The following is a 21,036-nucleotide window of genomic DNA, read 5'->3' as shown; positions in this document are numbered from 1 at the left end:
GGTGAGAACATGAGCGCATGAATCTCTCATCTTTTCGATTCGGAGGCCGGCCATGACCCGTTCAGCAAAAGCTGGTCGGCCGCAGGATGTCTCGGGCGACATCGCGCGCAGACACCGCTACCTCAACGGTGCCGGCGCGCTGCTGGGCGGCCCGGCGAACGTGATCATGCAGCTGAGCCTGCCCCCGGTGGGACGCGGCGTGGTGGAAAGTGTTGTCGAATCAGGCAGTTACGCGACACGACCGGCCAAGCGCGGTCGTACCACGCTCACCTACCTCGCGGTGGCGATGATCGGCACCGACGAAGATCAGGCGGCATACCGTGCCGCGGTGGGCTCCGCGCACCGGCAGGTGCGCTCGGGACCACACAGCCCTGTTCGGTACAACGCCTTCGACCCTCAACTGCAACTGTGGGTAGCCGCCTGCCTGTACCGAGGAGTCCTGGATACGGTGAACCTGCTCTTCGGCGGAATGAACGAGCAAGATGCCGACGAGATGTATCGCGATGCCGCCAGATTCGGAACAACCTTGCAGATGCCGGCCGAACTGTGGCCGGCCGACCGTGCGGCCTTCGATCGGTACTGGGACTCGATGCTCGGCGATCTGTCCTTCGACGACGAAGTCCGCACCTACCTGCTCAACTACGTTGTCGAGCTGGCGGCATGGCGTCGAAGCGTGCGCGTCGCGTTCGGTCGGGCGAATCGCTTCTTCACCACCGGGTTTCTGCCACAGCAGTTCCGCGACGAGTTGGGCCTGCCATGGAGCCCGCGCAAGCAACGAGTGTTCGAAATCGTGATGCGCACGCTCGGCCGACTGCTCGAGGTGCTGCCGGACACTTGGCGAGCTCAGCCCTTCGAGCGCTACCTGGACGACATGCGTGAGCGTAGATCTCAGGGCAAGAATCTGATCTGAGCAGACACACACGGTGCATCGGGGCCAGGTTCTCGGACGCTTCCCGCATCGCCGCGGCGACTTCGTCGACCCCACCGGTATTCGCACTACCCTGTTCCGGACAGTCCTGTCCAGAACAGCGCAACGGTGGTGTCGACCGCGTCGATCTTAGGAATCGGGCGACCGGCGTCGAACCAGTAGCGGGCCGCCAGGTGGCTGGCGCCGACGAGACCGAATGCGCAAGCCCGGGCGCGGTAGGGATCCATCCCCACCGCGTCGAGTTCGACACCGACCAGTGCCGCACATTCGGCCATCGCCATCCGTACCCGACCCTCGACGCTCGGCTCACTCGGAACCGGAGTGTCGAAGACGAGCGTGTATCCCGCACCGTCGTCCTCGTCGACGAAGTCGAAATAGGCCGAGACCGTGCACCGCACCTTGTTCTCGTACCCGGCGGTCGTCCGGAGCGCATCACGCAGCCCACCGACCATGTGGTCCAGATAGCGTTGCAGCACAGTGGAATACAGGTCAACCTTGCCCGTGAAGTGGTTGTAGAGCACCGGTTTGCTCACCTGGGCCCTGATGCTGATCTCTTCCATGCTGGCGCCATGGAAACCACGATCGACGAAGACGTCACGCGCGGCGCGGATGACGACCTCTCGGCGACGGGCACGGGCCGCGCCGCGATCCGCGCGGGTGAGGATGTGCGCATTCCTCACTTCGCCGCGTATCGCGGTCATCGAGCCGTACTCGTTCCCACCGGCTCAGCAGGCGATGCGCGGTCGATCATGCTCGCCACAGCTGGCTCCCCGACCGGGAGACAACGATATTGGGAACCACGGCGTTGGCGGACAGACGAGTGATGGCCAGCACCAGTTCAGCGATGTCCCCGGTCGTCAGCATCGCCGCGCGGTCGAGTTCGTCGCGTTTCCACGCGGTCATATCGGTATCGACATAGCCAGGTGAGATAGCTGTCGCACTGACACCGTTCGCGGATTCCTCCAGCGAAATGGTTTCGCAGAGCGACACCAGAGCGGCTTTCGACGCCCCATAGGCGGCCAAGCCCGGCTCCCCCGCGACACCGGTGATCGAGGCCAGCGCAACGATTTTCGCACCTGCGCCAGGGTTGCCTTTCGCCGTCTCGCGTAGCAATGGCAGGCAGTGCTGCACAAGGGTCAGGGGGCCGCGAACGTTGATGTCGAACATGCGGTGGTAGCCGGCGGCGCTCATCGTCGCCACCGGACCGGCGGTACCGGTGCCGGCGCAGTGCACCAAGACGTCCAGGCGACCGAACCGGTCGGCGTGCGTGTCGGCCAGGCGCAGCAACTGTTCGGGATCGTTCATGTTCGCGATCACCGTCACTACGTCGACACCGTGGTCGGTGCGCAGCTCTTCAGCAGTGCTGTCCAGGACCGCTCCATCGCGGGCGGCGAGCGTGAGGTCGTAGCCGAGTTCGGCCAGACGCCGCGCGACCTCCGCGCCGATTCCTCGCGAACCGCCGGTGATCAGGGCACAACGCCGGTAGGTCATCGCTGCGCCGATCCCGCGTCAGCCGACGCCACGATCATCGAGCGGCAAGGATCGGCCGGCTCGCCGAACACATCGGCGAGCAGGGCAGCGCAGCCCACCGGTGACGGTCCCCCACCGCGAGTTCTCCAGCCAGACGGTGGTCGAAGTACGTCGACGACGAGAGCGGACATCTTTGACTCCTCACGCGCTGTCGCCACCGGTCGGCGACAGGTCCAATAAGTTAGCCATGATTCTCGCACAGGCGGTGGACCGGCTCAAGATCCGGGATGCGCGACGAAGCAGCGGATCTTTGCCACTATGTTACTGCCAATTCTCCATAATTTCCGCCGCCAGCTCACGCGATCAATCGACGTTCTCCGACAGATCGGCCGTACAGGGAAGCAACTCAGGACTCGACCATCCACACGTACACGCCCCTATACAGTGCTGACCGCTTCTACATCAGCCAGCGAGCAACTGAAGCGGGAGCCCAACAACCGGAGCCGACGATCTCGATCCCGAGTGCGCTGTCCAGCTAAGTTACTCACCATCCCACAACTCTGAGTCCATCAGTCGGTGACCACACTCGAACTGCGCACACGCCCTACCGAATGAAAAAGTGTGCAGGTCACAGCCTTCTATTGAGGGTTCAACCCCACCTCCCCCTCTCTGCGACCGAACCGCCATCCGGCGTCAATCCGCATAACGTGGACACAGCGCCTACCGCCTGTTAAGTTACTCACTATTCTAGGCTGATTCAGTGAAGAGGATCGAGTACTCGCGCTGCGGCCTGGGAGTCTGAACGTGCTCAATGAGGAGTAATGTCATGGATAGACTCAATAGGCGCAATGCGCTGAAGGCCGGCGGAATGCTCGGCGTTGTCGGCACCATCGGATTGGGTGCGATCGCACGGGCAGATCCGTGGACGTGGTCGCCGGAAGGATCGGTGGCCGGATCCGGTTCCGGCGTCGACCCGTTGACGGTCTGGGATCCCGAAGCCGACGAACTCGTCGCCGGACTCGTCGACCGAGGCGAAGTCCCCAAGATCAACGAACTGTTGCGGACCTGGACCAAGAACGGTCAGGCGCTGCCTGCCGGCTTGCCCTCGGAGTTGCGCGACTTCATGGAGTACGCCCGCCGACTGCCGCAGTGGACCGACACCGGCAAGTTGGATACCGCGATCGCGTTCAACAAGAAGCGCGGACTGTATCTCGGTGTCCTCTACGGGTTCGCCAGCGGCATGATGAGCACCGTCATCCCGAAAGAGGCGCGCGCGGTCTATTACTCCAAGGGTGGCCACGATCTCAAAGACCGCATCACCAAAACCGCGAAACTCGGTTATGACATCGGTAGCGCGAATGCTTATGCCCCCGACGGGGAAATGATCGTCACCTGCGTCAAAACCCGACTGGTGCACGCGGCGGTGCGTCACCTGTTGCCGCAGTCCCCGCACTGGGTGCACTCCGCGGAAGAGGACAAACCGATCAGCCAGAACGACATCATGGTCACCTGGCACAGCCTGCCGACAACCGTGATGAAGCACCTCAATTCCTGGAAAGTGCCGATCCCGGCACACGAATCGGACGCGTTCCTGCACTCCTGGCAGGTCGCCGGGCACCTGCTGGGCGTACGCGACGAATACATCCCCAAGTCATGGCCCGACGCCAATGCCCAAGCGGCACAAATCCTCGACCCCATCATCGCGCCGACGCCGGAGGGCGCCAAGCTGGCCGATCGGCTCCTCAGCCTGGGCGCCAACATCGATCTGTCGATTCTGAGCAAGCCGGTGCTCGGCGCGTTCACTCGTTTCCTGCTCGGCGACAAGACCGCCGACGGGCTCTCGATTCCGCGGGAACCGGTCTGGGATCCCCTGCTCCAGGTTGCATGGGGTCCGTTCATCGCCGTGCGCGAGGGCGCGCTCAGCGTGGTCCCGCCGCTCGAGGATCCCTACTGGCTCCTCGACGAGTTCTTGCGCAAGGCCGCCCTGATCTATCTGTCCGAACTGCGCATGCCGATCAGCATCGAACTCCCGACGATGAACCGCGATATGAGCAAGCCGCCGCGCTGATCTGTCGCCGTAATTCTGTACCGACCCACTTCCAGGGAGTTCCCACTCCCCAGCAAGGAGCACACAATGCGCAACACTCTTCGTATCGCCGCGGCCTCGGTCGCGGTAGCCGGTCTCGTCGGAGCCGCGGCGGGCACCGCGGTAGCCGAAACAGGCTCATCGGCAGCCGACTCGGGTTCGGCAGCGGCCAACTCGGCGGCAGTGCTGGCCGGGCAAGGCGACATCATCGGGTTGATCGTCCTGCTCGGCGTCACTCCGTTTCAGATCCTGACCGGCGGAGTCTGCGACGTGGCGACATTGACGGGTTCGGCGAGCCCGTGCACGCCCGGAGCCCAGCACTACTGAAAGGCTCTTGTCTCGAATTGCCGCGATGACGGACCCATCGTCATCGCGACGATGGAGCGAACCGACGATGCGAGACAGTTCAGTCGAACGCGCGGAAGCACCGCCATGGACGCCGAAACCGGTGTCGGCGTCCGGGATTCGCGAGGTGCTCGACTACTTCGGGAAGTGCCCGTCGTGCGGCTATCCGGCGCGGGCCAGCACGCACACCGTCTATTACAGCGACGGATCGACCACCGCGATCGTGACCGGAATGTGCGACTCACCCTGTGGGTGGACCGGGCCGGTCGCGCTGACCACGATGACCGACCGCCGCCGGTTCGATCGGCCGGACTGACGACACCACCATGATGGCGCAGACACAGGTTCGGCGCACCGGGCGCGAGCACCGCGCCCGGTGCGCCGAACCCGCAACCGCTCACCCCTTCCGGCCTCTCTCGCCACGGCCGCCCCGCCGCTGACGCCGACCGAGGCGCGGACAATGTTGCCCGATGTCGTGGCACCGCAATGTAGTCGGACTACGCTGACCGCCATTGCCGCCCATCGATGCATTGAGGGGATCAAGCGTGACCAGCAGTGAATTCGCGTACACCGGGTGTGACAACCTGGAGGCGATGACCGAAGCGGTCAATTACAACAAATTTCTGATCGACTGCGTAGATAAACATGTCACGTCGCCGGACCTGCGCATACTGGACTTCGGTGCCGGTAGGGGCACCTACGCCGATATGCTGGCCGAGCGGCAGATCATCCCGGATTGTCTCGAACCCGACGCCGAGCTGCAGAAGCTGCTGTTGTCGAAAGGCTACAAGGTCGTCGATTGCGAGGCCGAGCCGTCCGAAGCCGAAATGTACGGTCTGATCTATTCTTTCAACGTTTTCGAGCACATCAAGAACGACCAGGAAGCGTCCGAACACCTGACCTCGCTGTTGCGGCCCGGGGGGACGCTGGTGATCTATGTGCCCGCGCTCGAGGTGCTGTTCACCTCGATGGACACCAAAGTCGGGCACTATCGGCGTTATCGCCGAACTCAGCTCAACCGCATTCTCCGTAACGCGGGTCTGGAGATCGTGGAGTCGCGCTACTGCGACCCGATCGGCTTCTTCGCCACCCTGGCCTACAAGTTCGCGGGCAGCGACGACGGCACGATCAACACGCGAGCGCTGAAGCTCTACGACCGCGTGGTGTTCCCGCTCAGCAAGCTCCTGCAGGCCGTCACCGGCAAGCTGTTCGGCAAGAACGTGCTGGTAGTCGCCACGAAGGCCTGATACCCCGTCGCCGTGACGAAGGTGGTCCCGATGACCCTGCAACAGGTCATCGGGATCCGTTGCCGCGCTGGGCTATCGATGGTTCGCGATGCTCGGTGACGCCGGGCGCTCAGTTCGTCCGGCTGCCCACCGACTGCGCCACGAAGGGCCACGACGAGCGGAGGTCGTCCTCCCAGTATCCCCAGGAGTGTGTGCCGACAGGGCGTTCGTCCAGCGTGACCGGAATGTTCAACTCGCGCAGCCGGTTGGCGAGGTTGACGGTGCAGAAGTGCACTGCCGCCTCGATGGGGCCGCCGAAGGCGAGCTGGACCGGGAGCGGGATCCTGCCGTCCTGGACACGCGCGTCCGCCGGCGTGTCGTGGGGTGCGCCGGGGATCCCGGTGCCGGTGCTCAGATAGACCTCGGTGCCGCGCAGCCCTTCGGCGTTGACGAGCGGATCATTGGCACGCCACAGGGGACCGTTGCGTGGGCCCCACATGTTCTCGATGCTCTGCCCGCCACCCCAGTTCTCGACCGTGATCCGGACGAATTCCTGGCCGATGGGGTCCGAGGTCTGCGCGCAACCGCTGAAGGACGCCACGCTGTTCCAGAAGCCGGGCTTGGCGATCGCGAGGTTCAGCACCGAGGTGCCGCTCATCGACACACCGACCACGGCGCGATTGCCGTCTGCCCGGAGGAACCCCTCGATCACCGACGGCAACTCCTCGTTGAGGAACGTCTGCCATTTGTTGCGGCCGAGCACCGCGTCGTCGCGCACCCAGTCGGTGTAGTAGGAGCTGGCGCCGCCGACCGGGGTCACGACGTTGACGTCTTTGTCACGCAGGAAACTCACGGCGTCGGTCTGTGCGTCCCAGCCGCTCTGATTCGGGCCGCCCTGGGAACCGTTGAGCAGATACATCGTCGGCCGCGGGTTCTCGGTATCGGCGGCTCGGATCACCTGCACCGGAATCGGCTTGTCCATCGCGGGCGAGAAGACGGTCACCAGCTGGCGTCTGCTGTCGATATCGACTGCCGAGACCACCCCGGCCGTCTCGGGTTGGGCGACAGCGACGCTCGGCGACAGCGCGGCCGAGGCCAGCGCGCTCACCAGCGCGGCGCTTACCGCGGCCGTACGGATCGATCGACGTGTTCTTCTCACCAGCGCGAACCTCTCGTCTACCGGATGCACTGCTCGAATCAGTGCGGGTCACCCCACGGCGGACGTGAGGCATGAAGAGAGGTTCGGACTGCACCGGCCCGCGGTTTGGTGGAGCGGCCGAAATTCCGCGGGCACAGATGTGGGCGCGAGTCAGCGGCCGAGGAACTCCTCGATCGCGGGCCAGGTGGTGTCGGCGGCGGAAACCAGTCCGAGGTGTCCGCCGCTGACCTCCACGAACTCCACCTCGGCGGCGTTGGGCAGGACATCGAGGCCGCGGCGCACCGAGGCGGCGGGCACCACCACGTCGCTGGGGCTGCCCGCCAGCAACACCCGGCAGGTGACCTTCGACAGTTCGATCACCAGATCCGAGCGCAGTCGGATCGACCCGCCGGCGAGTTCGTTGCGCAGCACCAGGCTGCGATAGATCTGCCAGTACGAGCGGCCCGGGTAGCCGGGCATGGTGGCCATGAACCGGTCGGTGGCCTCCATCCTGGCCAGCGCTTCGGTGTCGAAGGCGTTGCGGGCCAGGAACATCGGTTTGGCAAGCTCGCGGTCGAAGGCCTGGATCCGGAAGCCGAGCCGCACGAATTCCTGCGGGATGCCGCCCATCACCTTGGTCGCCACGGCCATCTCGCGACCACCGGTGACCTTGGCGACCAAGCGCAGCGGGATCAGGAACGCGGTGCGGGCCTGGTCGATCGGCGCGGCCAGGCAGGTGATGGAGGCGATCGGCAGGTCGGCGTGGGCGGCCGCGGTCAGCAGCGCGAGCACACCACCCAGCGACCAGCCGATGATGTCGACGCCACGGCCGTCGTGTTCCGCACTGACCCGCGCGATCGCCTCGGGCAGGATGTCCTCGGTCCAGTCCTCGAGGCCGAGATCGCGGTCGGCGTAACCGAATTCGCCGTAGTCGATGACGTAGGGCTGCCTGCCCTGGTCGAGCAGGAAGCGCACCAGACTCTGCCCGGGCCGCAGGTCGAAGCAGGCCGTGGTCACCGCGAGCGGCGGCACCAGCAGCACCGGATTGCCCTTCGCCCGCGTGGTGCGGTCGTAGCGCTTCAGGTGCCGGTGTGCGCCGTCGTACACCGTCGTCGACGGTGCGGGGCGGTAGGACTCGAGTCCACCGCCGAACGACACCGACCACACATTGCGCACCGCGCGCGGCAGATCGGCAACGATCCCCATCGGTAAACCCCTTACCTCACCAGTTACTGCCTGCCGGCAGACCCACTATTTCTTATCTTACCAGTGAGTAAGTTGTTGCTTCAGGCTGCGTGACGAGCCTTGTTCACTGTGCGCTCCCTGCCGTGACCGGCCGACGAGGCCGTGATGGGCCGCCCGAAGAGGACCCGGAGCACGACCCGCGCGAGGGCGCCGAACCCCCGACGGCCCGCGGGCAGCGCGAGCACGCTGCGCACCGTCCGGGTCTGCGACGGTGTCACCGCGACGCCGGTGAATCGGTCGTCGAGCCAGTTCAGGCTCAGCGGCGTCGACAGCGGCAGCAGCGAGATGTGCTCGCTCGCCCGATCGCGCAGGTAGGTCACGTGCGCGCCCTGCTCGCGGTAGCGCTGCACCAGCGCGTCGATATCGTCCACCGCGATGATCTGGTCGTGCACGGCTTGCACCACCAGCAGCGGCACCGAGGGCGCCCGGTCCCCCAGCGTGAGATCGGCGAAGACGGCCAGCATCGCTTCCATGGCGAGCAACTCGGCGATCGGGGTGCCGCTGTGCCGGTCGACGTTGTAGCGGGCCAACCGCAGCACCGCGGCGGCGGTCGTCGACTCGGCGGCCTTGTCGAGTACCGCGCGACCCTCGTCGCTGAAATGGGTGGCGACGAGTTCCTCGAACGCCGGATACACCCGGCGCAGCGCGGCGACGACGAGGGTCGGCAAGCCCGCGTGCAGCCCGCCGTTGAGGCGATGGAAGGTCGAGACCAGATCGCCCACCGGGGAGCCGAGCACGGCGCCTGCGATGTCGAGCTCCGGCGCGTAGGTCGGCGCCATCTCCGCGGCCCACGCCGTGGCCAGCCCGCCGCCCGAGTACCCCCACAGCCCGACCTGCGCCTGCGGGTCGAGACCGCCGGGCTCGAAGGCCAGGGCCGCGCGGATGCCGTCGAGTGCGCGATAGCCCGGTTCACGCGGCGCTCCCCATGCGCCGAGCATGCCTTCGTGATCCGGAATCGAGATCGCCCAACCCCTGGCCAGCGCATCGGCGAAGCACAGCTGTTCGACGTGCACGAAGGTACCGACGGCGCGAGAGCCGCGCCGCAACGCGTAGGACGGAAACGACCGCGGCGAGATGGCGTCGATCGCGCACTGGAACGACAGCAGTGGGGCACCGGGCGCGACACCGCCCCTCGGCGTCACCACTGTGGTGACGGACGCCTCGGGCATGCCGTGGAGATCGGTCGTGCGATACAGCAGCTGCCAGGCCCGCACCTTCATGCCGATCACACCGAACGCGGCGAGCTCGACCGGCCGCGAACGCAGGATCGTGCCCTCGGCAAGGGTCTCGAACCCGGGCCTCGGCGCGAAGAAAGGATCCTTGTCCGGGAGCACGGCGGCCGTGGGCGCGGACCAGCTTTCGGCCCTCATGCGGTCCTGCGCGCGGGCTCGCTGCGGTAGCGCGACACCGGTCCGTCGATACCGAGCAGCTGCCAGACGCGCTTGGCGACAGGATTCATCAGGCCGATGTCGGTCGCGAGCGCGCGGACATCGGTGAACACATCCCGCTTGATATGGCGCGAGTGGTCGTTGCGCCAGTACGCGTCTCGCATCACCTCGCCCGGAATCCCGAACTTCTCGGCGAACTCCTTCGGTGGTGTCGCGATCATCGCCAGCATTACCCGCATGATGATCGGGAAGGCCACGGACAGGACGGTTTTCGACACGACGTTCATCGTGGGCACGTTGATCCGAAGATATTCGTGCGCGAACGAGATGTGCCGGGCCTCCTCGGCCACGTGGATCTCCATCACCCGGTGCACCATCGGATGTGGGTCGGTGCCGCTGCGCAGCAACGCCTTCTGCAGGTGATCGATCGGCTCCTCGCCACCGAGCACCAGGGCGAAGAAGAATCCGGGGAAGAACTTCACCGCCGGCCAGATGATGAACGTGAGCTTACGATCGACCGAGCCCATGCCGATCACATCGCGATAGCCGATGCGATTGATCATCTCCTGGAACATCATCGTGTGGTTGCACTCTTCGGCAGCCTCGTGCGTGATGTAGCGGAATTCCGGATCACCGTTGGGCACCGACGGCAGGTACTGCATGAGCCCACGGATGAGCAGCTGTTCGAAGTCGATGCCGACCTTCGCGATGCAGGCTTGGCGCCACAGTCCCATCGCGATCCGCGTCTCGACGGGCTGGGCTTTGTACCAGGGGTGACGGCCGAGCGGGTCCACCTCGGGCAGGATCCAGCGCGGGTCGTCGGAATGCACGGCGAACTCGGGCGAGTCCCAGTCGATGTCGACGTAGGGATCGAAGTGTTTGGTCACCGAGCCTTCGGACAGGCTCTGCAGGACCTCGTGGTAGCTGGACAGCGTCATCGGTGTCTCCTCGGTGCGGTTCCACTACCCAGTTTAGTGGTACCAGCGGTACCACACAAGGGTTGACGCTACTGCGTGTTACATCTAATTTTGCGCCGTCAGTTCGGCGATCGACGTGCGCGGATCGAGCGTGACGCCGACCTCGCGCAGACTGGCGTCGATGATCGCCCAGATGGCGATCTGCAGGTAGGACGACAGTTCCGCGGCGTCCATCGGCTGCATCGACCGGCTCAACCACCGGTTCACACTGCCGTCGACGAAGCTCACCAGGCCGAACGACATCGGTTCGGCCACCGCCACCGGTGCGGACTGTGCCCGCAGCGCGCTTTCGAACACCTCGCGCACGGTACCCGCGATGGCGATCTTGGTCCCGGATACGATCGGTGAGTTGTGATCCTTGCTGGCACCGGATCCGGCGCCGAGGAAATAATGCAGGCGCGGATTGGTCGCGATCCAGCCCACGTAGGCGTCGACGGAACGCGCGATCGCCTCGGTGACGGTGCCCTCGGGGTTCAGGGTGGGGGCGAGTACCGCCATCAGGTCGTCGATGATGCGGGTGCGCAGCTGCTCATCGAGGTCTTGGCGGTCTTTGAACAGGCGGTACAGCACCGAGCGTGGGACGCCGGCCAGATCGGCGATCTCCTGGACGCCGACCGAGGCGCCTTGGGCCTGCACGGCCGCGAGGGCGGCGGCGAGGATGAGTTCGCGACGGTCGGCGCGGTGACGGTCCCAGCGGCTGGCTCTGCCGTCGGTGCGTTGTGCGGTCACGTCATCTCCTTCACCGGGTCCGTGCGGTGCAGATGCCGGTTCGGCGCTCTGCTGAATACCACGCTGTGCTGAATACAACGACGAACTGTAGTCCAGCGATTCCACCGATCCGGCCGCGCACGGGCGCCGGCGATCGCCCGGGCGCCGGGCGCTTGCCCGACGCCCGGGGCGCTCACCCCTGTGCCGCGGCGTCGCGTGGCAGGCCGAGCATCCGTTCACCGATGACATTGAGCTGGACCTCGGTGGTGCCACCGTAGATGGTGGTGGCACGGCCCGCGATCAGCTGTTCCATCGCGTGGTCGCTGCGCTCACCGGGCACCGACACCACGCCGGCGACACCGAGTTCGGCGACGATGTACTCCGAAATCGCTTGTCCCAGCGCCATTCCCAACAGCTTTCCGACACTGGACGTGGTGGATACGTCGATGCCGGACAGCTGCTTGAGCACCACCCGTGAACTGATCACGTCCACCGCTCGGCTCTCGGCCATGAGTTCGCCGAGCCGGTAGCGCGCGACCGGCGAGAGATCGCGGCCGATCGCGAAGCGCAGCAGGTCGGTATCGGTGGCGTAGGCCTCCATCTTCTGGCTCAGCGCCACCCGCTCACCGGCCAGTGTCGTCCTGGCCACATGCCAGCCGTCGTCGACCGCCCCGACCACGTTCTCGTCGGGAATGAACACCTCATCGAGGAACACCTCGTTGAACAGCGCCGATCCGGTCATCTCCCGCAGCGGGCGCACCGTGATCCCGGGGCTCGACATGTCGAGCACGAAGTAGGTGATGCCTTCGTGCTTGGGCTTGTCGGGGCTGGTGCGAGCGATCAGCATCGCCCAGTCCGAGAACTGCGCGACCGTGGTCCAGATCTTCTGTCCGCTCACCCGCCAGCCACCGTCGACCTTGATGGCCTTGGTGGTCAGGCTCGCCAGATCCGAACCCGCGCCCGGCTCGCTGAACAGCTGACACCACACCAGCTCGCCGCGCAGTGTCGGCACGACCAGTTCCTGTTTCTGCCGTTCGTCACCGTGTGGAACCAACGCGCCGACCGCCCAGGTGCCCATCAGCAACTGCGGCATCTGGATACCGGAGGTCTTGATCTCCTGCGCGATCACCACCTGTTCGAGCGGCGAGGCCGAGCGGCCGTAGGGCCGCGGCAGGTGCGGGAGATTCCAGCCACCGTCGCCGAGCGCGACGAGCTGGTCGTCCTCGTCATCGATCGCCGCGATCTCGACCAGCTCGGCCCGGACCGCCGCCCGGATCCGCTCGGCTTCGGCGGGCAGTTCCAGCTCGCTCGACAGCGTCAGCCCCGACAGCGCGTAGCCGGCCACCGCCTCGGCTCGTTCGTCACGCGCGCCGAGCTGCCCGCGCAGCGCGAGAGCGCGCCGGTAGTACAGGTGCGCGTCGTGCTCCCAGGTGAAGCCGATCCCGCCGTGCACCTGGATGCACTCCTGGGCGACCTGCACCGCGGCGTCGGGGATGATCAGCGCTGCGACAGCTGCTGCATACTCGGCCGTGTCGTCGTCGCGATCGAGAGCATAGGCAGCGTCCCACAGAACGGCGCGCGCCTTCTCCAGTGCGATGCCCATCTGGGCACACTTGTGTTTGACGCCCTGAAACTGACCGATCGGCCGACCGAACTGCACCCGGGTCTTGGCGTATTCCGACGCGGTCGACACACACCACGACATCACGCCGACCGCTTCGGCGCCGAACACCACCGCGGTGAGTGAACGCACGCGCGCCGCACTCACCTCCAGCACCCGATCGAAGGAGACCTCGACCGAATCCGCCTGCAGCCGTGCCGAACCGCGCAGCACGTCGATGCCGTCCTGCGCGCCGACGGTCAGTTCGATGTTCTCGAAGACGACCCACCGCTGTTCGCCGGCCACCGCGACGGGCGCGATGACGACGTCGGCCGACACCGCCCCCAGCACACCGTCGGCCGTTCCGCTGACGGTCAACGTGCCGTCGGTGAGCGTGCCGGTCAGGTTCGAGGTCAGGGCCACCGCGCCGGTGCGCGACCCGTCCGCCAGCCCGGCGAGCCGAGCCAGGCTCGGATTGCCCTCGGCGCGAGTGTCATCCGCGGCGGCCAGCACCGCGGCGGCGAGCACGGTCGGCACGAACGGCCCGGTGTGCAGGCCACGCCCGAGCGGTTCGAGCGCGACGGCCAGCGTCAGCAGACCGGCGCCCTGACCACCGAGATCCTCGGCGATGTGCAGGCTGAGCAGATCCTGGGCGACGAGGCCGTCCCAGAACGGCAGGACTTTGCCCGCGTCGGTCGACTCGACCGCGGCCCGGACGACCTCGGCGGTGATGGTCCGCTCGACGAAACCGGCGACCGCGTCGGCGAGGGCCAGATGGTCCTCGCTGACACCGACCCCGAGCTCATAACTGTTGCGCGCCATGGCTAGTTGGTCTCTTTCAGCTGGGCGGCCACCTCGTCGATGGTCCACGGTCCGTCGGTCTCGACGGTGCGCACGTCGTGCCAGCCGGCCAGCTCGACGATCGCTCCGCCCTGCACGGCGAACACCTTGCCGGTGATCGCGCAGTCGGCCTCGGCGAGATGGGCGACCAGCGGGGAGATGTTGGCCGGGGAGAACGCGTCGAACTCACCCTCGGGCACCTCGGCCGCGAACAACGCGCCCATGCCAGGGGTGGCCAGAGTCAGGCGGGTACGCGCGATCGGGGCGATCGCGTTCACGCGTACGCCGTAGCGTTCGAGTTCGTCGGCGGCGACCAGCGTGAGCGCGGCGATGCCGGCCTTGGCCGCACCGTAGTTGCCCTGACCGGCGTTGGGCATGAACGTGCCCGAGGCCGAGGCGGTGTTGATCACCGACGCCGACACCGGGGTACCGGCCTTGGACTGTGCCTTCCAATACGCGGCGGCGTGATGCAGGGTGGCGGCGTGGCCCTTGAGGTGCACCGCGATGACCGAATCCCACTGCGACTCGTCCATGCCCGCGATGAACGCGTCACGCAGGATGCCCGCGTTGTTCACCACGATGTCCAGCGTTCCGTACTCGCTGACCGCCTGGTCGACCAGCGCTTTCGCGCCGTCCCAGGTGGCGATGTTGTCGGTGTTGGCGACCGCGGCACCGCCGGCGGCGACGATCTCGTCGACCACCTGCTGGGCCGGGCCCGCGTCGGTACCGGTGCCGTCGTTGGCGCCGCCGAGGTCATTGACCACGACCTTGGCGCCTTCGCGGGCGAACAGCAGCGCGTGTTCGCGGCCGATGCCACGACCGGCGCCGGTGATGACCGCGACACGACCGTCGAGTTTTCCCATGAGTCTTGTCTCCTAGTTGATTTCGACGCGACCGTCGGTGATCGCGATCTGGCCCGCGGCTTCGGTTTCGAAGGCGTAGGCCCGCACCCTGGGATCAGCGGATTCGGTGGGCCAGAAGGTGGTGGTGATGTCCTGGCCGGGCAGCACCGGCTTGGCGAATCGCACGGCCAGCCTGCGCAGGCGCGCGGTGTCGCCGCCTGCGAGTTCGGTCAGCGCGGCCCACGAGGTGAACGCCATGGTGCACAGACCGTGGTTGATGATGCCGGGAAGCCCGGCCATCCGGGCGATCTCGTCGTCGAGGTGGATCGGCATCGGGTCGCCCGAGGCCGGCGAGTAGCGGAAGGTCTGGTCGTCGTCGATGTGGGCGGTGACCGACGCGGCCGGATCGCCTGCCCGATCCTCGTCGGTGATCCGGTGGGTGGGCGCGAGCTCCCCTTCACCGGGACCGGCGTCGACCTTGCGGAAGAACGCGGTCATCCACTGCTCGTTGACGAGTTCGCCCGCCGCGTCCCGGGTTTCGGCGTAGATGACGACCGTGGAGCCGTTCGGGCGGCCCACGTAGCCGATCGGCTTGGCCCGCACCACCAGTTCGTCACCGGCCCGGATCGGACGGTGGAACAGAAAGTCCTGCTCACCGTGGACCAGCTTCATCAGCAGCTCCACCGGCGCGACCGACAGCGCGGCGGGCGCCATCGAGGTGAACACCGGCACCACCGCGAACACCGGCGGCGCGATCTGACCCGACAGGTGCGCGGGGACCGGATCATTGGTCGCCGCGGCGTATTCCGCGATCCGCTCGGCGGTGACCGAGAACCGCTCTTCGTCGGTCCACTCCCCCAGGGCGGAGCCGTCGAAGACGACTCCGGCCGATTCCGAGGTGGTCATGCGGCCGAACCGACGAGCTCGGTGAACTTGGCCATCGACTCCTTCAGGTCGGCTTCGGCGTGCTTGGCGACAGCCTTGCCGATCGGGCCGACGATCATCGCGCCCTTGAAGCTCGCGTCGAACGCGGCCGAGGAGCCGGTGTCGGTGGCGTCGACCTTCAACGCGAATTCGATGGTGACACCGGCCATGCCGGCGCCGGTGATGCGCAGGAACGAGTTCGGCACCACTTCGGCGACGGTCCACTCGATCTTGTTGGCCATGTTCATCACCGACACGACCTCGGTGAAGCGTGCGCCCGCGGCGAGCTCGGCGGGCAGATCGCCACGCCAGCCCTGGTGGATGGTCAGCCATTCCTCCCAGTTGGCGAGATCGCTGAGCCGGGCCCAGGCCAGCTCGGGGGCGACGGGAAGTGCGGTGGAAACGGACACAGATGCCATGGGGTTCTCCTGGTGTGATTCGGTAGGGGAAAGTCAGCGGTTGGCGGGGCGGTAGGCGGTCACCACGACCGCGCCACCGAGACCGATGTTGTGTTGCAGGGCGATTCGCGCGTCGGCGACCTGGCGGGCGTCAGCGGTGCCCCGCAGCTGCCAGGTGAGTTCGCTGCACTGGGCCAGACCGGTCGCGCCGAGGGGGTGGCCCTTGGAGATCAGACCGCCCGACGGGTTGACGACCCACTGGCCGCCGTAGGTGGTGGCGTTGTCGTCGACGAGCCGGCCGCCCTCCCCCGGCGCGCACAGGCCCAGAGCCTCATAGGTCAGCAGTTCGTTGGTGGAGAAGCAGTCGTGCAGCTCGATGACATCGACATCCTCGGGCCCGAAACCGGCCTCGGCGTAGACCGCTTCGGCGGCAGTGCGCGACATCGAGGAGCCGACCAGGTTGATCGCGGTCGGGCTGGTGAACGTCGAGGCGAGGTCGGTGACCATCGACTGCCCGACGATCTCGACCGCGCGGTCGGCCAGGTTGTTCCGGTCCACGAAGTCCTCGCTCGCCAGGATCACCGCGCCGGAACCGTCGGAGGTCGGCGAACACTGCAGCTTGGTCAGCGGGCCGTAGATCTGCTTCGCCGCGAGGACCTCCTCGAGGCTGTATTCCTTCTGGAACTGCGCGTACGGATTGTTCACCGAGTGCTGGTGGTTCTTCACGCCGATCTTGGCGAACTGCTCGGCCGTGGTGCCGTAGAGCTCCATGTGCTCCTTGCCCGCGGCGCCGAACATGTACGGCGCGGGCGGCATCGCGAACTCCTGCAGCTCGGCCAGCGCCAGCAGGTGCCTCATCATCGGCTGCTCACGGTCGTCGTAGGTCGAACCGAGCGAGCCGGGCTGCATCTTCTCGAAACCCAAGGCGAGGGTGCACTCGGCGAGCCCACCGCGCACCGCTTGCGCCGCCAGGTAGAGCGCGGTCGAACCGGTCGAGCAGTTGTTGTTCACGTTGACCACCGGAATACCGGTCAGCCCCAGCTCGTAGACCGCGCGCTGACCCGAGGTCGACTCGCCGTACACATAGCCCACATAGGCCTGCTGCACCCGGTCGTAGTCGATTCCGGCGTCGGCGAGCGCCTTGGTCCCCGCCTCACGGGCCATGTCCGGATAGTCCCACTCCCGCGAACCCGGCTTCTCGAACTTCGTCATGCCGACGCCGACGACGAACACCTTCTGTGTCATGAACGCACTCCCGTGTGCCGTGTGTCCCGAATACCTGAGACACGGTGTCCATGTAATTTAGGTTGGACACCGCGTCCAGGTCAATACCCCGGCGAACACAGCCCGCACACGACAAGGGCCGCACCGAGAACGGTGCGGCCCTGGGGTCGTGCTGCCGAGGTCAGGTCTGTTGACCGAACCGGCGTGGTTTCTTCGCGCCCATGATGTCGGTCCACCACGATTGCAGCGGGCTCGGTTCGGGCCAATGAACGGTCGGGTCCTCTTCCTCGGGGTCTGCGGGTGGCACGTCGGACGGGTCGTCGTCGAGATCGCTGGTCATGCAGGTTCTTCCTCGAATCGATCGACGGCGCCGCAGCGGGGAGACGAGAGAAGGATGAGCCAGGACTCGAGGCCGGGTGCGGCGACGACGCGTTGGTCGCCGCTGGTCCACGGCTGACCTGTATGCGTTCAACCGTACACGCCGAGGATCAACCGTCGGTATCAATTCACGGCTCTCCACGACAATGCGAGTCACGTTCTGCAGCAACCCGTTTCGTGCACTCGGCGATTCGCACTGCTAACGTGTCCGCATCGCCGAAACGCCGGGCAGCGAGTCCGGTTTCGACCGAACTCACGTGCGCGGTGCCCAATTGTGGTGCGGCGCACTCGGTGTGAGGGCTGGTCGCGGCGAGAAGTCTCGTCGGAGAGACCGGCGAGGACCCGGCCACCACGGCTCTTCGGTCGGTACAGACGACAAAGGAACCGATGACTCCGACGCTCGCGGTCTTCTTGTTCTCCATCGCAACACTGGTCCTGCTCGGCGCGGTCGCTGTCGCGCTGCAGGCCCTGCGCAACGAACGTCAGATCCGCGCCCGCCTGGCGGCGGCCGAGCGCGATCTCCACGCCAAGAACACAGCGATGGAACAGATGTCGCTGGCCCACGCGGAGGAACTCCGGGCGTGCGAACACGACGCGGCACTCGCCGACCGCGCGGCCGAACAGCGCACCGTGGCACAGGTCGAGGCGGCCCACGAGGCGACGCGCGCCCAGGTCTCCGCCGACGCCCGCGCCGCCACCAGCAACGCCGTGCGCGCATTCGGCACCACCGTGGTGAGTCTCGGCGCCGACGTGGGCCAGGTCGTGAGCAACGCGCTGCGGGAGAACCGCAACGACGAGGTCTACGCGACGCTCACCCGGATCGACCACACGGTCCAGCAGATGATCCGTCAGGCCCAGGCCTACGTCATCGTTTCGGGCGGGCTGCCGGGCAGGCGCTGGCCGCAACAGACCGTCGGCGACGTGGTGGGCGGCGCCACCGGCCGGGTGCGCGACTATTTGCGCGTGCGCACGGGCCACTGCGAACTAGTGGTCATGAGCCGGGCGGTGGAGCCGCTGGTGCACACGGTCGCGACCCTGCTCGACAACGCGCTGCGCTACTCGCCGCCGTCGTCGTTCGTCGACATCTCCTACCAGCAGGGCCATCACGGGGTCACCGTGATCATCGATGACGCGGGCGTGCGGATGAGCCACGAGCAGATGGAGGAGGCGCGCCAGGTGCTCTCGGGCGAGCGCGTCGTCGACATCAACGCCCTCGGCCCGTCACCGCGGGTCGGGTTCCCCGGTGTCGCCGCGCTCGCGCGCCGTTACGGCTTCGCCGCCTATGTCGACGGACCCAATATCTACGGCGGCACCAGGGCGATGGTGTTCGTTCCCGCGGCGCTGCTCGTCACCGCCACCGAGGTGCACCGGCCCAAGCATGCCGAGGCGCCGGAACCGGTCGCGCCACCACCACCTGTCTCCGAGATCAGCGCGTCGGCGCCCGAGCTGGACGTGGCCGAGCTCGACCGCACCACCGGCGGGCTGCCCAAACGCACGCGCCGCACCGTGGCCCCGGCCGACGAGCGCGCCGACACCGGCGAGGTGCTCGCGCGCCCCGAGCTCGCGGCGGCCTGGCACAGCGGCTCCAGACACGGCCGCGCCGCGGCCGCACGCTCGACGAAAGGGCACGACAGCTGATGAGTACTCCGATCTCCAACAGCACCAACCGCCTCGCGTGGCTGCTGGACGACCTGGCGCTCGACGGCGTCCGCTTCGCGGTGTTGTTATCCGAGGACGGCCTACGCGTGGCGCACTCGGGCGCCATCTCCATCGACGACGCGGAGCGTTTCGCGGCCGCCGCGTGCGGGCTGCGCTCGCTGGGCAAGGTGCTCGGTGAGTTCTGCGGCGGACTGGCGAACACCGTGCGCCAGAACATGACCGAATACGACGAGGGCATGGTACTGATCACCGCCGCGGGCGCGGGCACCCTGCTCGGCGTCGCCACCACCGGCGATGTGGACCTCGCGCTCATCGCCCATCGCATGAACGAGCTGGCCGCCAGGGTCGGCCACGAACTCGGCGCGTCGCCGAGGCACCGATCCTCGACTCAGGAGTACTCGCTGTGACACTGGATGTTTCGCCGGACTCGCGCAGCGGCCAGGACCGGGTGCCGCTGTACTCGCCGGAATTCGCCGCCGACCCGCAGAGCACCTACCGCGAGATGCGGCACCGCTTCGGTTCGCTGGTACCGGTCGATCTGGTGCCCGGGGTCCCCGCCACCCTCGTGATCGGCTACCGCACCGCGGTACAGATTCTCAACGATCCCGACCATTTTCCGGCCGACCCGAAGATGTGGCAGCGCGACATCCCCGCCGACTGCCCTGTCCTGCCGATGATGCGCTACCGCCCCAACGCGATCCGCACCGCCGGCGCCGAGCACACGCGCCACCGGCAGGTCACCGTCGCGGGCCTAGCGGGTGTCGACCTGTACCAGCTGCATCGCACCGTCGAGCAGATCGCGATGCCGGTGATCAACTCCTTCTGCGCGGACGGCCGCGCGGATCTGTTGAGCCAGTATGCCTTTCCTGTCATCTTCGCCACCATCAACGCGATGCTCGGTGTGCCCGCCGATATCGGCGGGCACATCGCGACCGGCATGGCGCAGATGTTCGAGGGCGGCGACACCGCGGCCAGCGGTACGCAGATGATGGAGGACGCGCTCTACGACCTGGTGCGGCTCAAGCAGAGCGAACCCGGCGACGACGTGACGACCCGGTTGGTACAGCATCCGCAGCGGCTCACCGACGAGGAGCTGATGAACCAGGTACTCACGATGTACGGCGCGGGGATCGAGCCGATGCTCAACCTGATCCTCAATACGGTGCGGCTGATGCTCACCGATCAGCGATTCGCGGGCAGCTTGCTCGGCGGTAGCCTGTCCACCCGCGACGCACTCGACGAGGTGCTCTACACCGACCCGCCGATGGCCAACTTCTGCACCACGTATCCGCGACAGCCGATCCTGGTCGACGATGTGTGGCTGCCCGCGCATCAGCCGGTCGTCATCAGCATGGCCGCGTGCAACAACGATCCCGCGATCGGGACCGGCGATTTCCTCGACAACCGCGCGCACCTGGCGTGGAGCACCGGCCCGCACGGCTGCCCGGCGAAGTCCCCCGCCTACCTGATCGCCCAGGAAGCCATCGACCAGCTCCTCGACGCGCTGCCCGAACTCGAGCTCGCGGTGCCGCCGGAGGAATTGGTCTGGCGGCCAGGGCCTTTCCACCGGGCGCTGGCGGGCCTGCCGGTGGTGTTCCCGAGCACCGCACCGCTGGTGGTGCCCGGCAACTGAATCCGCTCGCTAGGCCGACCCGCGCGG

At 66.8% G+C, this 21,036-nt stretch carries 21 protein-coding genes; 8 read left to right on the top strand and 13 right to left on the bottom strand.

Going from position 1 to position 21,036, the window contains the following annotated elements; translation table 11 throughout:
* Positions 1-52 precede the first annotated feature (52 nt).
* Positions 53-910: an oxygenase MpaB family protein gene (locus ACFQ9R_RS09080; protein ID WP_378989824.1), complete on the top strand. Its 858-nt coding sequence runs from the start codon at positions 53-55 to the stop codon at positions 908-910.
* Between the two features lie 86 nt (positions 911-996).
* Here the strand turns inward: ACFQ9R_RS09080 and ACFQ9R_RS09075 are convergent, their stop codons facing one another.
* Positions 997-1,629, bottom strand: a complete 633-nt coding sequence (locus ACFQ9R_RS09075) for a TetR/AcrR family transcriptional regulator (protein ID WP_378989823.1) — start codon at positions 1,627-1,629, stop codon at positions 997-999.
* A 46-nt stretch (positions 1,630-1,675) separates the two neighbouring features.
* A complete protein-coding gene (locus tag ACFQ9R_RS09070; RefSeq protein ID WP_378989822.1) occupies positions 1,676-2,419 on the bottom strand; it encodes an SDR family NAD(P)-dependent oxidoreductase in 744 nt (247 codons plus the stop codon).
* 805 nt (positions 2,420-3,224) lie between these two features.
* On the opposite strand from ACFQ9R_RS09070, the gene ACFQ9R_RS09065 reads away from it, so the two are divergent.
* The 4 genes from ACFQ9R_RS09065 to ACFQ9R_RS09050 all read left to right on the top strand — a co-directional run bounded on the left by ACFQ9R_RS09065 (position 3,225) and on the right by ACFQ9R_RS09050 (position 6,076).
* Positions 3,225-4,466 carry an oxygenase MpaB family protein gene (locus tag ACFQ9R_RS09065; RefSeq protein ID WP_378989820.1) on the top strand — a complete coding sequence of 414 codons (1,242 nt, stop codon included), beginning with the start codon at positions 3,225-3,227 and terminating at the stop codon, positions 4,464-4,466.
* Between the two features lie 66 nt (positions 4,467-4,532).
* Positions 4,533-4,811 carry a hypothetical protein gene (locus ACFQ9R_RS09060; RefSeq protein WP_378989819.1) on the top strand — a complete coding sequence of 93 codons (279 nt, stop codon included), beginning with the start codon at positions 4,533-4,535 and terminating at the stop codon, positions 4,809-4,811.
* Positions 4,812-4,878: 67 nt separating this feature from the next.
* Positions 4,879-5,145: a hypothetical protein gene (locus ACFQ9R_RS09055; protein ID WP_378989817.1), complete on the top strand. Its 267-nt coding sequence runs from the start codon at positions 4,879-4,881 to the stop codon at positions 5,143-5,145.
* A 196-nt stretch (positions 5,146-5,341) separates the two neighbouring features.
* Complete coding sequence (locus ACFQ9R_RS09050) at positions 5,342-6,076, top strand: methyltransferase domain-containing protein (RefSeq protein ID WP_378989816.1); 735 nt, start codon at positions 5,342-5,344, stop codon at positions 6,074-6,076.
* A 109-nt stretch (positions 6,077-6,185) separates the two neighbouring features.
* Here the strand turns inward: ACFQ9R_RS09050 and ACFQ9R_RS09045 are convergent, their stop codons facing one another.
* The 11 genes from ACFQ9R_RS09045 to ACFQ9R_RS08995 all read right to left on the bottom strand — a co-directional run bounded on the left by ACFQ9R_RS09045 (position 6,186) and on the right by ACFQ9R_RS08995 (position 17,679).
* Entirely contained in the window at positions 6,186-7,166 is a 981-nt protein-coding gene (locus ACFQ9R_RS09045) for an alpha/beta hydrolase (protein WP_378990015.1), read from the bottom strand.
* 198 nt (positions 7,167-7,364) lie between these two features.
* Positions 7,365-8,399, bottom strand: a complete 1,035-nt coding sequence (locus tag ACFQ9R_RS09040) for an alpha/beta fold hydrolase (protein ID WP_378989815.1) — start codon at positions 8,397-8,399, stop codon at positions 7,365-7,367.
* An 80-nt stretch (positions 8,400-8,479) separates the two neighbouring features.
* A complete protein-coding gene (locus ACFQ9R_RS09035) occupies positions 8,480-9,808 on the bottom strand; it encodes a lipase family protein (RefSeq protein WP_378989813.1) in 1,329 nt (442 codons plus the stop codon).
* Entirely contained in the window at positions 9,805-10,764 is a 960-nt protein-coding gene (locus ACFQ9R_RS09030; RefSeq protein ID WP_378989812.1) for a diiron oxygenase, read from the bottom strand. Before ACFQ9R_RS09030 ends, ACFQ9R_RS09035 begins: the two co-directional genes overlap by 4 nt.
* 84 nt (positions 10,765-10,848) lie before the next feature.
* Positions 10,849-11,532 carry a TetR/AcrR family transcriptional regulator gene (locus tag ACFQ9R_RS09025; RefSeq protein WP_378630881.1) on the bottom strand — a complete coding sequence of 228 codons (684 nt, stop codon included), beginning with the start codon at positions 11,530-11,532 and terminating at the stop codon, positions 10,849-10,851.
* A 172-nt stretch (positions 11,533-11,704) separates the two neighbouring features.
* Positions 11,705-13,933: an acyl-CoA dehydrogenase gene (locus ACFQ9R_RS09020; protein WP_378989810.1), complete on the bottom strand. Its 2,229-nt coding sequence runs from the start codon at positions 13,931-13,933 to the stop codon at positions 11,705-11,707.
* Between the two features lie 2 nt (positions 13,934-13,935).
* On the bottom strand, positions 13,936-14,814 hold the full coding sequence (locus tag ACFQ9R_RS09015; RefSeq protein ID WP_378630878.1) for an SDR family oxidoreductase: 879 nt from the start codon (positions 14,812-14,814) through the stop codon (positions 13,936-13,938).
* Between the two features lie 12 nt (positions 14,815-14,826).
* Positions 14,827-15,699 carry a MaoC/PaaZ C-terminal domain-containing protein gene (locus ACFQ9R_RS09010; protein WP_378989809.1) on the bottom strand — a complete coding sequence of 291 codons (873 nt, stop codon included), beginning with the start codon at positions 15,697-15,699 and terminating at the stop codon, positions 14,827-14,829.
* Complete coding sequence (locus tag ACFQ9R_RS09005; protein WP_101462898.1) at positions 15,696-16,136, bottom strand: SRPBCC family protein; 441 nt, start codon at positions 16,134-16,136, stop codon at positions 15,696-15,698. Before ACFQ9R_RS09005 ends, ACFQ9R_RS09010 begins: the two co-directional genes overlap by 4 nt.
* 33 nt (positions 16,137-16,169) lie before the next feature.
* Positions 16,170-17,360 carry a lipid-transfer protein gene (locus ACFQ9R_RS09000; protein ID WP_378989808.1) on the bottom strand — a complete coding sequence of 397 codons (1,191 nt, stop codon included), beginning with the start codon at positions 17,358-17,360 and terminating at the stop codon, positions 16,170-16,172.
* Between the two features lie 160 nt (positions 17,361-17,520).
* Complete coding sequence (locus ACFQ9R_RS08995; RefSeq protein WP_378989807.1) at positions 17,521-17,679, bottom strand: hypothetical protein; 159 nt, start codon at positions 17,677-17,679, stop codon at positions 17,521-17,523.
* Between the two features lie 425 nt (positions 17,680-18,104).
* On the opposite strand from ACFQ9R_RS08995, the gene ACFQ9R_RS08990 reads away from it, so the two are divergent.
* The 3 genes from ACFQ9R_RS08990 to ACFQ9R_RS08980 are packed head-to-tail and all read left to right on the top strand — an operon-like array spanning position 18,105 to position 21,009.
* Entirely contained in the window at positions 18,105-19,355 is a 1,251-nt protein-coding gene (locus ACFQ9R_RS08990) for a sensor histidine kinase (RefSeq protein WP_378989805.1), read from the top strand.
* A complete protein-coding gene (locus ACFQ9R_RS08985; RefSeq protein WP_378989804.1) occupies positions 19,355-19,783 on the top strand; it encodes a roadblock/LC7 domain-containing protein in 429 nt (142 codons plus the stop codon). The genes ACFQ9R_RS08990 and ACFQ9R_RS08985 overlap by 1 nt, the downstream gene beginning before the upstream one ends.
* Positions 19,784-19,785: 2 nt before the next feature.
* Positions 19,786-21,009: a cytochrome P450 gene (locus ACFQ9R_RS08980; protein ID WP_378990013.1), complete on the top strand. Its 1,224-nt coding sequence runs from the start codon at positions 19,786-19,788 to the stop codon at positions 21,007-21,009.
* Positions 21,010-21,036 lie beyond the last annotated feature (27 nt).

This window comes from Nocardia sp. NPDC056541 (genome assembly GCF_042794235.1).
GTDB lineage: Bacteria > Actinomycetota > Actinomycetes > Mycobacteriales > Mycobacteriaceae > Nocardia.
Note: the sequence above shows the minus strand (reverse complement) of the source record. Positions and strands in the feature narration are given on the sequence as shown.

What these genes read in the sequence shown, in the direction of transcription:
- ACFQ9R_RS09035 (WP_378989813.1), bottom strand. Translation starts at nt 9,808, where the DNA reads ATGAGGGCCGAAAGCTGGTCCGCGCCCACGGCCGCCGTGCTCCCGGAC.
- ACFQ9R_RS09080 (WP_378989824.1), top strand. Translation starts at nt 53, where the DNA reads ATGACCCGTTCAGCAAAAGCTGGTCGGCCGCAGGATGTCTCGGGCGAC.
- ACFQ9R_RS09000 (WP_378989808.1), bottom strand. Translation starts at nt 17,360, where the DNA reads ATGACACAGAAGGTGTTCGTCGTCGGCGTCGGCATGACGAAGTTCGAG.
- ACFQ9R_RS09010 (WP_378989809.1), bottom strand. Translation starts at nt 15,699, where the DNA reads ATGACCACCTCGGAATCGGCCGGAGTCGTCTTCGACGGCTCCGCCCTG.
- ACFQ9R_RS09015 (WP_378630878.1), bottom strand. Translation starts at nt 14,814, where the DNA reads ATGGGAAAACTCGACGGTCGTGTCGCGGTCATCACCGGCGCCGGTCGT.
- ACFQ9R_RS08995 (WP_378989807.1), bottom strand. Translation starts at nt 17,679, where the DNA reads ATGACCAGCGATCTCGACGACGACCCGTCCGACGTGCCACCCGCAGAC.
- ACFQ9R_RS09055 (WP_378989817.1), top strand. Translation starts at nt 4,879, where the DNA reads ATGCGAGACAGTTCAGTCGAACGCGCGGAAGCACCGCCATGGACGCCG.
- ACFQ9R_RS09075 (WP_378989823.1), bottom strand. Translation starts at nt 1,629, where the DNA reads ATGACCGCGATACGCGGCGAAGTGAGGAATGCGCACATCCTCACCCGC.
- ACFQ9R_RS09040 (WP_378989815.1), bottom strand. Translation starts at nt 8,399, where the DNA reads ATGGGGATCGTTGCCGATCTGCCGCGCGCGGTGCGCAATGTGTGGTCG.
- ACFQ9R_RS09020 (WP_378989810.1), bottom strand. Translation starts at nt 13,933, where the DNA reads ATGGCGCGCAACAGTTATGAGCTCGGGGTCGGTGTCAGCGAGGACCAT.
- ACFQ9R_RS08990 (WP_378989805.1), top strand. Translation starts at nt 18,105, where the DNA reads ATGACTCCGACGCTCGCGGTCTTCTTGTTCTCCATCGCAACACTGGTC.
- ACFQ9R_RS09030 (WP_378989812.1), bottom strand. Translation starts at nt 10,764, where the DNA reads ATGACGCTGTCCAGCTACCACGAGGTCCTGCAGAGCCTGTCCGAAGGC.
- ACFQ9R_RS09065 (WP_378989820.1), top strand. Translation starts at nt 3,225, where the DNA reads ATGGATAGACTCAATAGGCGCAATGCGCTGAAGGCCGGCGGAATGCTC.
- ACFQ9R_RS09070 (WP_378989822.1), bottom strand. Translation starts at nt 2,419, where the DNA reads ATGACCTACCGGCGTTGTGCCCTGATCACCGGCGGTTCGCGAGGAATC.
- ACFQ9R_RS09060 (WP_378989819.1), top strand. Translation starts at nt 4,533, where the DNA reads ATGCGCAACACTCTTCGTATCGCCGCGGCCTCGGTCGCGGTAGCCGGT.
- ACFQ9R_RS08985 (WP_378989804.1), top strand. Translation starts at nt 19,355, where the DNA reads ATGAGTACTCCGATCTCCAACAGCACCAACCGCCTCGCGTGGCTGCTG.
- ACFQ9R_RS09005 (WP_101462898.1), bottom strand. Translation starts at nt 16,136, where the DNA reads ATGGCATCTGTGTCCGTTTCCACCGCACTTCCCGTCGCCCCCGAGCTG.